This is a genomic window from Peribacillus sp. NPDC094092 (genome assembly GCF_050279365.1).
Lineage (GTDB): Bacteria > Bacillota > Bacilli > Bacillales > DSM-1321 > Peribacillus.
Genome location: NZ_JBNNUC010000001.1, coordinates 1,684,196 through 1,698,607, shown reverse-complemented (window position 1 = coordinate 1,698,607; position 14,412 = coordinate 1,684,196). Strand labels below are relative to the sequence as shown.

Annotated in this window: 14 protein-coding genes; 7 read left to right on the top strand and 7 right to left on the bottom strand. The window is 40.5% G+C overall.

Annotated elements, in window-relative coordinates; all coding sequences use genetic code 11:
- Positions 1 to 15: 15 nt before the first annotated feature.
- Complete coding sequence (locus ACQKNS_RS08150) at positions 16 to 801, top strand: SDR family oxidoreductase (protein ID WP_427641964.1); 786 nt, start codon at positions 16 to 18, stop codon at positions 799 to 801.
- A gap of 70 nt (positions 802 to 871) precedes the next feature.
- On the opposite strand, the gene ACQKNS_RS08145 is transcribed toward ACQKNS_RS08150, so the two are convergent.
- Positions 872 to 1,417, bottom strand: a complete 546-nt coding sequence (locus ACQKNS_RS08145) for an NADPH-dependent FMN reductase (RefSeq protein ID WP_427641963.1) — start codon at positions 1,415 to 1,417, stop codon at positions 872 to 874.
- Between the two features lie 117 nt (positions 1,418 to 1,534).
- Positions 1,535 to 2,488: a bile acid:sodium symporter family protein gene (locus ACQKNS_RS08140; protein ID WP_427642170.1), complete on the bottom strand. Its 954-nt coding sequence runs from the start codon at positions 2,486 to 2,488 to the stop codon at positions 1,535 to 1,537.
- Positions 2,489 to 2,752: 264 nt separating this feature from the next.
- On the opposite strand from ACQKNS_RS08140, the gene ACQKNS_RS08135 reads away from it, so the two are divergent.
- The 4 genes from ACQKNS_RS08135 (at position 2,753) to cobT (ending at position 5,990) form a co-directional block, all read left to right on the top strand.
- Positions 2,753 to 3,169 carry an Rrf2 family transcriptional regulator gene (locus tag ACQKNS_RS08135; RefSeq protein ID WP_427641962.1) on the top strand — a complete coding sequence of 139 codons (417 nt, stop codon included), beginning with the start codon at positions 2,753 to 2,755 and terminating at the stop codon, positions 3,167 to 3,169.
- A 114-nt stretch (positions 3,170 to 3,283) separates the two neighbouring features.
- Entirely contained in the window at positions 3,284 to 3,991 is a 708-nt protein-coding gene (locus ACQKNS_RS08130) for a nitroreductase family protein (RefSeq protein ID WP_427641961.1), read from the top strand.
- A gap of 292 nt (positions 3,992 to 4,283) precedes the next feature.
- The gene (gene lepB / locus ACQKNS_RS08125) at positions 4,284 to 4,829 is read left to right on the top strand and encodes a signal peptidase I (RefSeq protein ID WP_427641960.1); all 546 of its coding nucleotides are present in this window, start codon (positions 4,284 to 4,286) and stop codon (positions 4,827 to 4,829) included.
- Positions 4,830 to 4,943: 114 nt separating this feature from the next.
- Complete coding sequence (gene cobT / locus ACQKNS_RS08120) at positions 4,944 to 5,990, top strand: nicotinate-nucleotide--dimethylbenzimidazole phosphoribosyltransferase (RefSeq protein ID WP_427641959.1); 1,047 nt, start codon at positions 4,944 to 4,946, stop codon at positions 5,988 to 5,990.
- A 58-nt stretch (positions 5,991 to 6,048) separates the two neighbouring features.
- Here the strand turns inward: cobT and ACQKNS_RS08115 are convergent, their stop codons facing one another.
- Positions 6,049 to 7,449, bottom strand: a complete 1,401-nt coding sequence (locus ACQKNS_RS08115; protein ID WP_427641958.1) for a sigma-54 interaction domain-containing protein — start codon at positions 7,447 to 7,449, stop codon at positions 6,049 to 6,051.
- A gap of 270 nt (positions 7,450 to 7,719) precedes the next feature.
- Between ACQKNS_RS08115 and ACQKNS_RS08110 the strand changes: the two genes are divergently transcribed.
- Positions 7,720 to 9,387, top strand: a complete 1,668-nt coding sequence (locus ACQKNS_RS08110) for an alpha-keto acid decarboxylase family protein (RefSeq protein WP_427641957.1) — start codon at positions 7,720 to 7,722, stop codon at positions 9,385 to 9,387.
- 364 nt (positions 9,388 to 9,751) lie between these two features.
- The gene (locus ACQKNS_RS08105; protein ID WP_427641956.1) at positions 9,752 to 9,943 is read left to right on the top strand and encodes an FbpB family small basic protein; all 192 of its coding nucleotides are present in this window, start codon (positions 9,752 to 9,754) and stop codon (positions 9,941 to 9,943) included.
- 285 nt (positions 9,944 to 10,228) lie between these two features.
- Here the strand turns inward: ACQKNS_RS08105 and ACQKNS_RS08100 are convergent, their stop codons facing one another.
- The 4 genes from ACQKNS_RS08100 to ACQKNS_RS08085 form a co-directional block, all read right to left on the bottom strand.
- Positions 10,229 to 11,410, bottom strand: coding sequence for a LysM peptidoglycan-binding domain-containing protein (locus tag ACQKNS_RS08100; protein WP_427641955.1), 1,182 nt, complete (start codon positions 11,408 to 11,410; stop codon positions 10,229 to 10,231).
- Between the two features lie 287 nt (positions 11,411 to 11,697).
- The gene (locus tag ACQKNS_RS08095) at positions 11,698 to 12,534 is read right to left on the bottom strand and encodes a TIGR03943 family putative permease subunit (protein ID WP_427641954.1); all 837 of its coding nucleotides are present in this window, start codon (positions 12,532 to 12,534) and stop codon (positions 11,698 to 11,700) included.
- A gap of 14 nt (positions 12,535 to 12,548) precedes the next feature.
- On the bottom strand, positions 12,549 to 13,427 hold the full coding sequence (locus ACQKNS_RS08090; RefSeq protein ID WP_427641953.1) for a permease: 879 nt from the start codon (positions 13,425 to 13,427) through the stop codon (positions 12,549 to 12,551).
- 322 nt (positions 13,428 to 13,749) lie between these two features.
- Positions 13,750 to 14,373 (bottom strand): DNA-3-methyladenine glycosylase, encoded by a 624-nt coding sequence (locus ACQKNS_RS08085; protein ID WP_427641952.1) that lies wholly within the window; start codon positions 14,371 to 14,373, stop codon positions 13,750 to 13,752.
- Positions 14,374 to 14,412: the final 39 nt, after the last annotated feature.

The following is a 14,412-nucleotide window of genomic DNA, read 5'->3' as shown; positions in this document are numbered from 1 at the left end:
TTGGAGGGTGATTATATGTATACAGATTTAGAAGGCAAGGTCGTTGTTATAACGGGTTCATCCACTGGTTTAGGCAAAGCGATGGCCATTCGCTTTGCTAAGGAAAAGGCAAAGGTCGTGGTTAATTATCGTACTGAATTAGAGGAAGCGGATAGTGTAATGGAAGAAATCAAAACAAATGGTGGGGAAGCCATTGCAGTAAAAGGCGATGTCACCATTGAAGAAGATGTGATGAACCTTGTTCAATCAGCGATAAAGAATTTCGGGAAACTAGATATATTCATCAATAATGCAGGGATTGAAAATCCGGTTCCTTCTCACGAGATGCCGTTAAGCGACTGGAATAGGGTGATCAATACCAACTTAACCGGAAATTTTCTGGGGTGCCGTGAAGCAATCAAGTATTTTGTCGAAAACGATATTAAAGGGAATGTTATAAACATGTCCAGTGTACATGAGATGATTCCCTGGCCTTTATTCGTTCACTATGCGGCAAGCAAGGGCGGGGTGAAGCTGCTTACGGAAACCCTTGCTCTTGAATATGCGCCAAAAGGAATCCGTGTGAACAGCATTGGTCCTGGAGCCATCGCCACGCCTATAAATGCCGACAAGCTTGAAGATCCCGAAAAGAAAAAAGATCTTGAAAGCATGATTCCGATGGGGTATATCGGAAAGCCCGAAGAAATTGCCGCTGTTGCTGCATGGCTGGCATCTTCAGAGTCCAGTTATGTAACGGGCATCACTCTATTCGCTGACGGAGGAATGACAAAATACCCTGCATTCCAAGCTGGAAGAGGATGAATTTAGTTTAATTTGATGCAACAAGAATCCCAGCAGGATCATTCCTGCTGGGATTCTTGTTGAAAAAGCATTAACGAGTGTGATGATTATACCAGCTGATGAAGTTATCGACGACCGTATCGATAAACTGGACAGTCGACTCATGTGTGAGCCTGCCTTCGTTATCGATTTTTTCATGCACTGCACCAACATACACTTCATTTCCGGGAAGGAGCGGGGAGGAGATGCCTAAAGCGAATAGGATCTCACGCAGATGCAATTGAGCTTTAACCGTTCCTAATTGCCCCATTGACGCACCCATGATCCATGAAGGTTTGCCGATCAAGACTTTATCAACGCGTGATAACCAATCGATTGCATTGCCCAATACCCCTGGAATCGTACCATTGTATTCAGGTGTTACCCACAAGACCGCATCTGCATCGGCCACTTTGCTTTTAAATTCTTTTACAACCAATGGAGGGTCATTTTCAATATCTTGATCATAAAAAGGTAAATCCCGAATGTTCAAGATTTCGAGATCAAACCGATCTTGATATCTAGTTTTAATATATTTTGCTAGCTTAAGGTTGTAAGACTCCTTACGAATACTTCCCACTATTGCAACAACTTTCATCCTCATTACCTCCAAGATTTGTAATGGATAATCATGTAAATATGTTCCACTTACCTATTATAATGGGAATATAAATGAAAGGGAAAAAGGATGCTTGGGAAATGATCATTCTGGGGTTTACCCTTCATTCACACCACGATGGAAATGCCTTTCCATGACATAGCCAAAAAAGGAGGCAAGCATTTGTTGAAACAGCATGCCAAGTACAACGGGAACAGCCACGGCAGCAGGGAAATAGGCAGTTGCAAGAACGGCTCCAGCACTGATGTTCCGCATACCGCCTGTAAATGTCAAGGTGATGATATCCTCCTTATCCCATCTTAAATATGCACCGACCATCCAAGAAAGGGCATACCCTGAAGCAGCTATGAACAAAACCAGGAAGGCCATGATCATTAATTTCTTATCGAAATGGGTTAAGTAAGGAGCAATTTTTGAACTGTTCAATATGACTACGATTCCAACGCTTATCTTGGAAAATGGAGCTAAGCGGGGGGAAAGTGTATATTGTATTTTCCCTTTTGTAGCCTGATTCAAGAACATGGCAAGCATGGAGGGAAGAACGACCATACCAATTAATCCTTTCACAATCGACCCCAGATCCATTTCGATCGAACCGCCTCCAAAAAGGGAGACACTGTAAGGAACTATGAATGGCGAGAGTAGGGTGTCGATCAAGATGATGGTTAGGGCAAGTATGGCATTCCCTTTATAAATGGATACCCAGATCATACTGGTGACACCGGTTGGAATCACTACAGCCAGGACTAGGCCGGTAATCGTGAAAGCATCGCCACGAAACACTAGGTGGCCGAGACCAAAAGCCCAAATAGGCATGAGCATATGAAGGATGAGCAATACGATGAAAACAGGTAAAGGGTGGGTGACGGCCTGTTGCAAAGATTTAAAGTTGGAGCCTAAACTTCCGGAAAATGTTATGAAGGCGAATATCCATGGAACAAGAAAGGTGTAATCCATTAAATGTTCGGCCAATAGCACCCCAATCACCACGCTTAACGGAGTGATGAGGGGCATGATTTTATCCATTTGTTCATTTATTGTTTTCAACATCATTCATCCACTTCCTGAGATATTCTATTAAGTAAGTTTACCATATTTCTAAAGAAATAATTTGTAAGACAAGTAAATTGTCTATTTATTTTTTCGGCGTGGGGAAAAGAATGTATCGTATGGATAGATTTGGTGACGGATTCATCGTTCCAAAAAGGGTCTTCCCGATTTTGTTCATTAAAAAGAGTTTTTGGCAGGTTTGTTCGATGCAGCGTTGTATATTCATCGAAAAATAGTTTAAAGTAGAGGGGAGAGGTGAAAGAAATGTCAGAAAAGGTTTCCAGTATAATGTGGTTTAGTCTTGCGGTACAAGCACTGCTTGTTCTTGCTGATCATGATGGATTATGCAATAGTAATAAATTGGCTGATAAGCTTGATTCGGAGTCAGGTTTTCTAAGAAAAATATTAAGTAATTTAGTGAAGGCAGGGCTGATTAAAGCAAAGGAAGGCAGGGATGGGGGATATTCACTTGCCAAAAATCCCGAACAAATCATTCTTGCGGATATATACGCTGCAATTAAATCCGAACCTTTTTCAAAGGGCTTTCTTGATGTGAATGATAAGAAATGCTTTCAACCATCTTCTCGTGAAGCTTTATGCGGATTGAAAAATGAGATGGAGAGCTGGATTATACAAGGCTTGGAGCAGAAGACGATTGCTGATTTACTTTCAAAATCATAATGTGAAAAACGAAACTGGCATGGTTTCGTTTTTCTTAAACTGTATTTGACAAAAGAACAGTATGCGTTATATACTGTTCCTGTATTAATTACAGTTAAATGGAGGTCATTATAAATGACAAAAAATATAATGAGTAAGGAAGAGTACCTAAATAAATCGAAAGAATTGAATATACCGCTTGAAAAGCCCAAAGTCCTTAATGATACGGACTTCATTACGGTAGCAAAAGAACGGAGATCTGTTCGCCAATACGATGCTGAATACGTGATGACTGAAGAGGAAATTCGCGAAATCCTTGATATTGCGATCCAAGCACCGTCTTCTTCCAACTTACAGCCATGGAGATTCCTTGTGATCCAAGATAAGCAAACACAACAAGAATTGCTCCCCATTGCCAATAACCAACAACAAATCGTCGATGCATCTGCTGTCATTGCCGTTTTAGCTGACATAGAAGGTTATAAAAATGCAGAGCGGATTTATGGTGAATTAGTCACTAAAGGGATCATGAAGAATGAAATCAAAGAGCCATATGTAGCCTCAATTATGCATAATTACGGCAACTTTTCCGCTGAAAAGGCTTTAAGTGTAGCCATGATTGACGGCGGCTTGGTTTCCATGCAGATCATGTTAGCTGCCAAAGCGAAAGGATACGATACAGTCCCAATGGGTGGGTTCGATGAAGCCAAATTTGTGAATGCATTCAATGTACCGGAAAACTTCAAACCTGTCATGTTAATTTCCATTGGAAAAGGAACTAAAGCCGGCTTTGAAAAAGTCCGTTTGCCACTTGATACTGTTTTGACTTGGAATAAATACTAAGGTTTTGGAACAATATTTGTACTTTGTTAAAAGGATAGCTAAAACTCGCTATCCTTTTTTCATGACTTGAGAACTGCTCTCTACTCCTTTTAGTAAAAATGATTATTCTCGCAAGCGATAAAATGATATGATACAATTTTTCCACATATTTCTTTCGGAATATCTCCTCAAAAATCACCGAATGCAAACTCAAGCATAATGGATGAAGAGAGCTAAAGAATTATTTTGGGGCTTCAAGAAATATAACAATTACAGTTGGTAAAGCCGTTCACAATGGATGGGGGGAGTCCTTATGAAGAATATGAAAAGTGAAGTGTTCTCATGGTTGAAATCTATCTTATTCGCTTTAATGATCGTGTTCATTTGCCAACAGTTTTTATTTTCACCAGTTACGGTAAAAGGTGAATCAATGGAACCGACTTATGAAAATGATGACCGGATAGTGGTAGCTAAAATCGGAAAACCGGAGCGCTTCGATATGGTCGTATTTTATGCTCCGGATGCGGAAGAGAATTATATAAAAAGGGTGATCGGTTTACCCGGTGACAGCGTTGAAATGAAAAATGATGTTTTATATATCAACGGGAAAAAGTATACAGAGCCATATTTGAAAACAAAAAAAAGGGAAATTCCACCTGAAGAAAATCTGACGGAGAATTTCACCCTTAGTGATTTACTTGGGAAATCCAGGGTACCTGCCGGTCATTTATTTGTCATGGGGGATAATCGAAGGAATAGTTGGGATGGAAGGAGATTTGGTTTCATTTCTGAAAAATCACTTGTGGGCAAAGTGAAATTTCGTATCTACCCATTAAATGAAATGGGAGTGCCGAAGTAAAAGGAAAACCAAGAGGATAATTATGATATGGACTAAGTTGTATTTATAGCAGATGATGGATAAGAACCTTTTCCTGTGGTTAAGGTTTTTGATTTTGGATTGTGGGGGATTAATATGATGAATGGGTTAGCTGCCATCTCCATCCCGAAGCTGGATGAAGAAATGGGACGGCAGGTTAAAGGACATGTCGATTCACTGACTGTTCCTCAGGGAAGCTTAGGAAAGCTTGAAGAATGGATAATCGAACTGGCCAAAATGACAGGAGAGGCATTTCCGGACATTTCGAAACCGGGGGTGATCGTGTTTGCGGCCGACCATGGAATTACGGAAGAAGGGATTTCGGCTTATCCAAAAGAAGTGACGGAACAAATGGCACTTAATTTCCTGAATGACGGTGCTGCCATCAATGTATTAAGCCGCGCAATAGATGCTTACTTGGACATTGTCGATATAGGGATCGATGCAGATATCGAAGCACCGGGGTTAACTTCTAGAAAAATCCGCAATGGAACGAGAAACTTTTATAAGGAAGAGGCGATGTCAAAGGAAGAAGTGATTCAAGCGCTTGAAATTGGATATGACCGTGCACAGAACATGATTGCCCGTGGTGCGAACTGCCTGATTCTTGGTGAAATGGGAATCGGAAATACGACTTCCAGTACCGCCATCATCTCCATAGTAAGCGGGAAAAGCGTCGAATCACTAGTGGGGCAGGGAACAGGATTGAAGTCAGAAGGCATTATACATAAGCGAAAAATAATTGAGGAGGCGATTTCACTAAGAAACCCTGATCCGGATGATCCAATCAATATTTTGATGAAAATCGGCGGGTTCGAAATTGCAGGTATGTCAGGGGCCATGCTAGCTGCAGCGAATAACCGTATACCCATTCTCGTTGATGGTTTCATTACAACCACGGCTGCTGTATTGGCAAACTTGATTTCCGGACGTGCAGCCGATTATATGTTCGTCGGACATCGATCTGCAGAACCTGGTCATAGAACGGCCATAGAACTGCTTGGCAAGGAGCCGATCCTCGATGTGGGAATGAGAATCGGGGAAGGAACAGGGGCTGCCCTTTCATACCCCATCCTTAAAGCAGCGACATTGGTCATTAAAGAAATGGCAACATTTGAATCTGCAGGCGTATCAAATAAGTAAGAAATAGGAGACCTTCATGCGATGGTCTCCTATTTTCATGGTTTCTTTCAGTTCACTTTTACTTAATGGGCAGATGACCTTTATATTTCTTCATTTTCCTGACGACGGAAGGCTGGCTGATCCCTAAGAATTTAGCCATTTCATATGTGGACTTACATTGTTTGCTCGCTTTCATCATCATCCATTTTTCCACTTGCTCGAGGGCGGTATTGAGGTCAGTATCATCAACCAACATATCGTCAATCATTAGGGTATCATCTATTTTCTCAAAAGATTCTTGTCCATGGAAATGGGAGGGGAGAAAGCCAGGGAAAATGATGGAGTCTTCCGAGGTCAAGATGAGCCGTTCAATCAGGTTTTCCAATTCACGCACGTTTCCTGACCATTTATGCTGGATCAGTATTTCGTAAGTGGAGGGGTGCAATTTCTTATCTGATTTGTATTTCTTGTTGATGATATCGAGATTATGATTGATTAAGATGGCAATATCTTCTTTTCTTTCTCGTAATGGCGGTATTTGGATGGGAATCACATTTAAGCGATAATACAAATCAAGCCTGAATGTTCCCTTTTCCACCATTTCCTCAAGGTTTTGATTGGTTGCCGTTACAAGCCGAAAGTCTATCTTATGCTCTTTTTTTCCGCCCACTCTTTTAAAAGTCTTCTCTTGCAGGACATTTAATAATTTAACTTGCATATCCAGCGGAAGCTCCCCGATTTCATCCAGAAACAAGGTCCCATTATCTGCTTGTTCTACCAGCCCTTGCTTCCCCTGCTTCTGCGCTCCGGTGAAGGATCCCGCTTCATATCCAAACATTTCAGATTCAAAGAGACTCTCAGGGATGGTACTGCAGTTGACTTCGATGAATGGCTCTTTGCTGCGGTAACTCTGATTGTGAAGCCGACGGGCAAATACGCTTTTTCCCACACCTGATTCACCAAGAAGCATGACTGTCGCATCCGTTTTGGAAACACGGTGTATCGTTTTGGCGATTTGCCGCATTTCCTTGCTGCGATAGATCAGCTCTTCTTGTTCCCTAAGTTCCTCGACCTCCGATTGGTATTCTTGAATCTTTTTCTCCAATTGACCGTACTGATCCTGGAGGTTCCTGATTTCAGTTTGATCTTGGGCATAGCTGACGACACGAATCAATTCACCATCATCATCAAAGATGGGATAGGCTGTCGACATGACGATTTTTCCCGTATTCGTATGCTGCATGATCTGGACAGGTGTTTTCTCTTTCAATACCATGGCGGAAATCGAAGGTGAAAGGATTCCTTCCGTTTCGAGCTGGTAAACGGATTTTCCAAGATAATGTTCCGGTTCGATTCCATATATCCACCAATGGTTAGGATTCGTGAATAAAATAAATCCTTTTTCATCGGTCACGGTAATATTATTATTGGATGTGTTGATGATGCATTCCAAAACTCTTTTGACATTGTTATCACTCATCATTTTCCCCCTTATCCACTTTTCCGGTGATTCAAATATAAATCAAAATTAGGGGTGGAATCAAGAATTTTCAGATATCTCGATTTGGAATTGAATCATTTTTTATAAGAGCCCTGCCTGAGAGAGTCTCACTCACTCACTCACTTCATTCATCAAAGCTAAAACTAGAGTAATAGAGTAGTGAACCCACCTATATGGATATTTACGGTTAACCTGCTTATGTTTGGGTATAAATAAAGTAGAGAGTAATCGATTGAAGGAGTGATTGACTTGGCTGAAAAAAGAACCTTGGGACGATATTTATACAATTGCTTAAAAGCAGAAGGCATTACAGAGATTTTTGGTGTGCCTGGAGACTATAATTTCTCATTGCTAGATACTTTGGAAGATTACGATGGGATTGAGTTTATTAATGGACGAAATGAACTCAATGCAGGATACGCTGCGGACGCTTATGCCCGTGTGAAGGGGATTTCGGCACTCATCACGACTTTTGGTGTCGGTGAAATGAGCGCATGTAATGCAATTGCTGGCGCGTACAGTGAAAATGTGCCGCTCATACATATTGTCGGCTCGCCAAAGTCCATGATGCAACAGGAGAAGGAGCTTGCCCATCATACGTTAATGAATGGAGATTTTGATGTTTTCCGTAAGGTTTATGAGCATATCACCAGTTATACGGCAATTCTTACCCCAGAAAACGCAGCTAGGGAGATACCGGCTGCAATCCGAATCGCGAAAGAAAAGAAAAAGCCCGTTTATTTGGTAGTGGCCATCGATCTTGTTGAAAAACCGTTGCTTTCTCACGGTGAAACTTCTGAAAATGCGGCCAAAACGAATGTAGATGCGCTGCAGTCAGCAGTGAAGCATATAAAAGGGATGTTAGAACATGTAAATAAAGCGGTTCTGCTTGTCGACGCGAAAACACTTCGATATAACTTGCAGAAACCCGTACTGCAGCTCGCTGAGAGGTTAAATATTCCAGTTGCTTCGTTAATGCAGGGAAAAAGCGGGTTTGATGAGAGCCATCCCCAGTATATTGGTGTATACGGCGGAGCTTTCGGAAGTAAGGATGTAACTCAGACTGTTGAAGAAGCGGATTTCATCATAGCCGTTGGTGCTGTTTGGTCAGACGTCAATACTTCCAAAGGGACAGCAAAGCTTAACCCGTTGAAAATGGTGGAAATTCAACCTGACACATTAAAAGTGGGGGAAGCCAGTTATATGAATGTCAGGGCGGAGGAAATTCTAAATGCGCTCCAGGACATTGGTTACCGGCAGAACGAGCCTGCTGGGAACATCTCGTTTCCGTATGACACAATGGTGGAAGACCCATCAGCACCACTGAAGGCGGCTTCCTATTATCCTCGAATTCAGCAAATGTTGAAAGAAAATGACATTGTGGTCACGGAAACAGGAACATTCTCTTATGGCATGGCACAGGTCAGGTTGCCGAAAGGGGCGACCTACATAGCTCAAGGAGGCTGGCAAAGCATCGGTTATGCCACGCCCGCAGCTTTCGGTGCGTGTATAGCGGATAGAAACCGGCGTGTTCTTTTGTTTACCGGGGACGGCTCGATACAGCTGACAGCACAGGAAATAAGCTCGATGCTGGAGAACGGCTGCAAACCCATCGTGTTTATTCTCAACAATAACGGGTACACGATAGAAAAATTCTTGAACGTAAAAGTCGATATAGAAAAGCAGAAATACAACGAGATACCAGAGTGGGATTATACAAAACTGGCTGAAGCGTTTGGTCAAGAGGCATTTACTGCAAGAGTCGAGACGAATGGTGAATTGGATGATGCCATTACAAATGCTCAGAACGCCGATAAACTTTGCCTTATAGAATTGGTCGTGAAAGATCAAATGGATGCCCCGGAATATTTGCAAAAAATGAGGCAGTATCTTGAAAAGCAAGAGAAACTAATGTAATGCCATGTTCGAAATGTTCTCACGCCGAACCATGTTTAAAAAGAAAACTGCTTATCCTTCATGGTTTGTTAAAATAGAACGTTCAGATTTTTAAAGAAAGGTCTTCTGTTATGAAGGCCTTTTTTTATTGGTACAGGTAGTACTTATTATAGATCTATATGGCCTGATCAAGAAAAAAATGGGAAGTTTAATCAGGATATATCCAGAATGATAATACCAAAATTGATCAATGTCATTTCAAAATTGAAATCGAGAATGATTAAATCAAGAGTATTATGAAGATGTCACGAAGTAATGGGAAATATGTATTTCTTCTAAGTATTCTTTTTGCGGTCGGAATTTCTGTAGATAAGGGGGCATGAATATGCGTAAAAATGTATCATTAGCGCAGTTAATAGAATCGAATAAAGAAAATCTCAACAATAATCAAATATTCATAGATCATATTGAAGAAAAAGTAGCAAGTGGAAATACAGGAAGACATGTGTCAAAGCAGGGTGATGAAAATGTTATTAAGAAAAGCTTGGTTCTTACAACAAACAATTGTCTATCATAGAAAAAAGAAGGATGAAATAGCCCAACGAAAGGAGTTATCAAGCTTGGAAGGAGTCCGTGTCAGTAATCAACTCAATTATGCGATTGTGGAAATGCAAAGGTTAATGCGCGAATAGGATTCCAAAAATGCGAATGGTAATAATTCATAATACCAGTTGGCGTCTATTTGACATTATTATACGCAAAAAAGCGTTTATGATAGTTTATCAAAACACGCTTTTTTGCTCTTTTGTCAGAGTCTATAGAGTTAATTTTTTAGCCAACAATTGGTTATTGCCATCAATATTTAGTTAAGTACACGAACTGCCTTAACAAAGCTAGGTCCCCAGTAAGAACTGTTGATGTTAGCGTAGGAGACACCTTTAGATGTGGAAGCGTTCAGCATTTGACCATTACCGGCATAAATTCCCACATGATTGATTACACCATCATTGTTGGTATCGAAAAATACTAAATCCCCTTTTTGGAGGGATTTTGAAGATACAGTGGTGCCAACGTGTGATTGTGCCACTGAATTTCGAGGCAAGGAAATACCTGCACTTTGGAATGCCCTTAATGTGAATGAAGAGCAATCAAATGCATCGGTGCGTGAAGTGCTCGCACCGTAAACATACCTGGCTCCCATATATTTAGCGCCAGCAGCCAAAACTTGATCCGCCTTGGTCGATTTGGACGGTTTGTTAATTGCAGATGCCGAGGTTTTCCCGGAAACACGGATGGATTGGCCGATACGAATGCGATTTGAATTAGAAATAGTAGGGTTCATTTTAAGTAAGGCACTAAGGGAAAGGTTATATCTTTTAGCGATTGTTGATAAGGAATCCCCTAATTTAACCACATAAACTTCTGTTGTATTTTTACTATTATTCGTACTCGCATAGTTATTAATGGTATTAACCTTCAAGACCTGGCCGGGAAAAATAAGATTACTAGTCAAATGGTTTAAAGACTTTAATTGTTTGACAGTCATATTATTGACTCTAGCAATTTTGTCCAGGTTGTCACCGGATTTGACATTATATGTAGTACTGGAAGGGCTGTTTTTAGCCGTAGAGCTGGATGCAGGGGCTTTTCCGGAAACACGGATGGATTGGCCAATATAAATGCGATCCGAATTAGAAATATCAGTGTTTAATTTAAGCAAGGCACTAAGGGAAAGGTTATACTTTTTAGCGATTTTTGATAAAGTATCCCCCAGCTTAACCACATATTTTTCGGTTTTATCTATATTTTTATCTGCATGGTTGTTAAGGTTATTAACCTTCAAGACTTGGCCGGGAAAAATAAGGTTACTAGTCAAATGGTTTTGAGATTTTAATGCTTGGACAGTTGTATGATTAGCTTTAGAGATTCCATCAAGGGTGTCCCCAGATTTAACTTGATAAGAACCGGCATAAGCGGAAGTGCCCGCCACTAGGGTACCTATAATAGTACCTGCAAGAATGAAAGAGTTTTTACAATTGTTCATTTAGGAAAGTTCCTCCTGATGTGGTAAAAAAATATGTAGCATTTATATTATAAGGGTATGGAATATAAAAAACATGACCCATATAAATAAAATTCAACTTTTTCGCCATTTTTCTAGTAATCTTGCTGCCGAGGAATGGAAGTTTATCGGTTTTTGGCTGGAATGCAAGAGGGTCATTCTGTAAATTCACATAAATGGATAAAAAGAGCATTTCATTAAATGGGAATTCGAGGAAATTGAAAAGAAAGGTAAGGATAACATATCCTTACCTTTCCATGATTCTTTTTTTAATATTGTCTATAAACGTAGGGATCATCCGGTTCAGCGATTTTAGTATGTGATGATACTTTGAGCAGGGGAATGGTTTTCTTGAATGGCTGATAATAAATGGATTCCAATTCACCTGTCACGGAATACCACTCATCATTTTTAGGATGCATCCCTTCAGGAAATTCGATTAGCATACCGAATACCCCAGAGTCCGCAACACAGTGAATGACCCCAAAACGAAACAGGAATACCTGATTTTTGGCTAGCTCATTTGAATTGTACGAAAACCCGGTTAACGTTATTTGCTTGCCAGTGAACTTTCCAGGAGAGTAATAGATGGCTTCTAAATCGGTTAGGTAGTTTTCGTCTGTTAATTGAAGATTATCACGATCAACCAAGCCTTTGAGAGAATGATCCATTAAAGTTAAATAGTCATCCTTGCCATAATAAAGACTCGTATCCGGCTGCAGAAATTGATGCTGGCTATATTCATCTGAGTCTTCATATACTGGGAAATGAAAACCTTTTTTTTCTACAATATTGGAATCCATAGTGGCAACAGGCAAAAAGAGACCGGTTAAAATGGGAATGAAGTATAGGAAGTAGGTAAGGTTCCTTTTCCATTTCTTATTTTCCTGTGAGTGATCATGTCCGCACTGACAATCAACACTTTCTTCTTGATTACCTTCCTTAAAATATAAGTAAGATCCCATTAACGTGAAGAGTGCCAGTATAAATATGGCAATTTGTGAAACATATGAATATTCCATATTAATGTATTTCGATATATTCCCTGAGGCGTGTAAGTGCATGAATAAAAAAGTAAGTCCAAGTAATATGAATAATCTTCCCATATAAAACACCCTCTTTAAGAAATAAACAATAAAGTTAGGCCTAGGACGGAAATAAATATATAGGCCATCAAACATAAAACGAATTTTGTTTTGAAGGTACCTAAAAGCATGATCGTATTTTTAATATCAAACATGGCCCCAAATACAAGAAAAGCAACTAGTGAAGAGGGCGAGAAGGTACTTCTAAAAGAACTTGCAACAAAGGCGTCCGCTTGGGAACACAAAGACATGACATAGGACAAAGCCATCATGACTGCATTCCCGGATAGTTTTCCTTGACCGATTTCAAGCAATAGGGATGTTTTCAAAAAGGTTTGAATGGCAGCTGCCAGCAAAGCACCAATGATCAAGTATTTTCCAACAGAAAAGAACTCTTCAATCGAGTGTTTGAACATCCCCGATATTTTGTCTTTAAATGTAAGTTTATGTTGATGTATATGTTCGATATGTTCCTGTTTAAGCTGATTTGTCTTGAATTGAAAAGAAAGGGTGCATGCAATGATCAGGACGACCAAGAATGCAATTCCGCCACGATAGAAAACCATGCTCCAGCTATTACCAAACGCTATATAGGTAGAAAACAGGACGATCGGATTGAGAATGGGTGCAGAAAGCATGAAGGCAATGGCCGCTGAAAGAGGAACCCCTTTAGCGATCAAACGGCGGGTAATCGGTACGATCCCGCACTCGCAGGCAAGAAAAAAGACTCCTGCACCTATTGCGGATAGAACAGATAAAATTGGATTTTTCGGAAGGATCTTTGCAATCATTTCTTCTGACACAAACATTTGGATGATTCCAGATATAAGGACTCCCAGTAAAATGAAGGGAAGGGATTCAATTAGGATACTAATAAAAATTGTATTCATTTGCAAAAGGGACTGAACGTTCATCGTAAACCACCTTCCATATTGCTGACTTAACTATATTAGGTTCGTAATGGAGGGAAGTCAATTTATTATTACCGGGGTAATAGGCTGAGAGTTGAATTATGGGATATGGATGGAACTCGGATAATCCAATGTAAAATTTTCGGAAAATTAAGCTTTGCTTCAGTTTAAGCCCCGTTCATTTTGAGGATTAGCAATATTCATCATGCATCATACACGACTTGTTGATATGGATTTCGGGATGCTTACGGACAAACTAAAATCCCCTCTAAGTGAACTGTGTAACACCCAAGGAATTTACACAGTTCACTTAGAGGGGATAAAATCATGATTTATTTTTTTGTACAGCTTTATTAATTAGGTTTTTACGGGATATAAACGGATTGTCGGTTACCCAGAAACGCCAAGGATAATCTTTTGCTGCCCCCGAGTTGTCGATTCCGACGCGGGGACCGCTGGATATGTGTTGGGGCTTTTTTCCGGCAGCAAGATATAGCGGGGAATCCGTAAAAGATCGACCATAATCATTCATGGTGATGCCTAGTGCCTTTGTTAGCTTCCCAGGTCCATCGGTCCATTTTCGAATATCGGCAATTCCCCGTCTTTCTTGCATTAACTCAAGCCCGGAATAGGGTTCAACCGCCCGGATTAAAATGGCCTCCGGATTTTCAGGCCCGCCGCTTACAACATTGACCAGTGTATGTGTGTGCATGACGTATGTATATATCAATCCGGAATTACCGAACATCACTTCCGTCCGTTTTGTCCTTCTATTTCCAAAACTATGTGCGGCCCTGTCCCCAGGTCCAATATAGGCCTCTGTTTCAACGATGAATCCAGAAGCGGTTCCCTCCGCTGTTTCTTTTACAATGAGGCAGCCAAGAAGGGATTTTGCCAGTTCAAGCGTGGGCCGCTGATAAAAATCTGCAGGTAAAATTGAATGGTTCATTATCGTATCACTCCATTTAGTCTCATACAGGTAAAATTC

Bases quoted from the DNA above. Each gene is read 5' to 3' on its own strand.
- ACQKNS_RS08150 (WP_427641964.1), top strand. From the start codon at position 16: ATGTATACAGATTTAGAAGGCAAGGTCGTTGTTATAACGGGTTCATCC.
- ACQKNS_RS08085 (WP_427641952.1), bottom strand. From the start codon at position 14,373: ATGAACCATTCAATTTTACCTGCAGATTTTTATCAGCGGCCCACGCTT.
- ACQKNS_RS08130 (WP_427641961.1), top strand. From the start codon at position 3,284: ATGACAAAAAATATAATGAGTAAGGAAGAGTACCTAAATAAATCGAAA.
- ACQKNS_RS08145 (WP_427641963.1), bottom strand. From the start codon at position 1,417: ATGAAAGTTGTTGCAATAGTGGGAAGTATTCGTAAGGAGTCTTACAAC.
- ACQKNS_RS08140 (WP_427642170.1), bottom strand. From the start codon at position 2,488: ATGTTGAAAACAATAAATGAACAAATGGATAAAATCATGCCCCTCATC.
- cobT (WP_427641959.1), top strand. From the start codon at position 4,944: ATGATGAATGGGTTAGCTGCCATCTCCATCCCGAAGCTGGATGAAGAA.
- ACQKNS_RS08135 (WP_427641962.1), top strand. From the start codon at position 2,753: ATGTCAGAAAAGGTTTCCAGTATAATGTGGTTTAGTCTTGCGGTACAA.
- ACQKNS_RS08100 (WP_427641955.1), bottom strand. From the start codon at position 11,410: ATGAACAATTGTAAAAACTCTTTCATTCTTGCAGGTACTATTATAGGT.
- ACQKNS_RS08115 (WP_427641958.1), bottom strand. From the start codon at position 7,449: ATGAGTGATAACAATGTCAAAAGAGTTTTGGAATGCATCATCAACACA.
- ACQKNS_RS08090 (WP_427641953.1), bottom strand. From the start codon at position 13,427: ATGAACGTTCAGTCCCTTTTGCAAATGAATACAATTTTTATTAGTATC.
- ACQKNS_RS08095 (WP_427641954.1), bottom strand. From the start codon at position 12,534: ATGGGAAGATTATTCATATTACTTGGACTTACTTTTTTATTCATGCAC.
- lepB (WP_427641960.1), top strand. From the start codon at position 4,284: ATGAAGAATATGAAAAGTGAAGTGTTCTCATGGTTGAAATCTATCTTA.
- ACQKNS_RS08105 (WP_427641956.1), top strand. From the start codon at position 9,752: ATGCGTAAAAATGTATCATTAGCGCAGTTAATAGAATCGAATAAAGAA.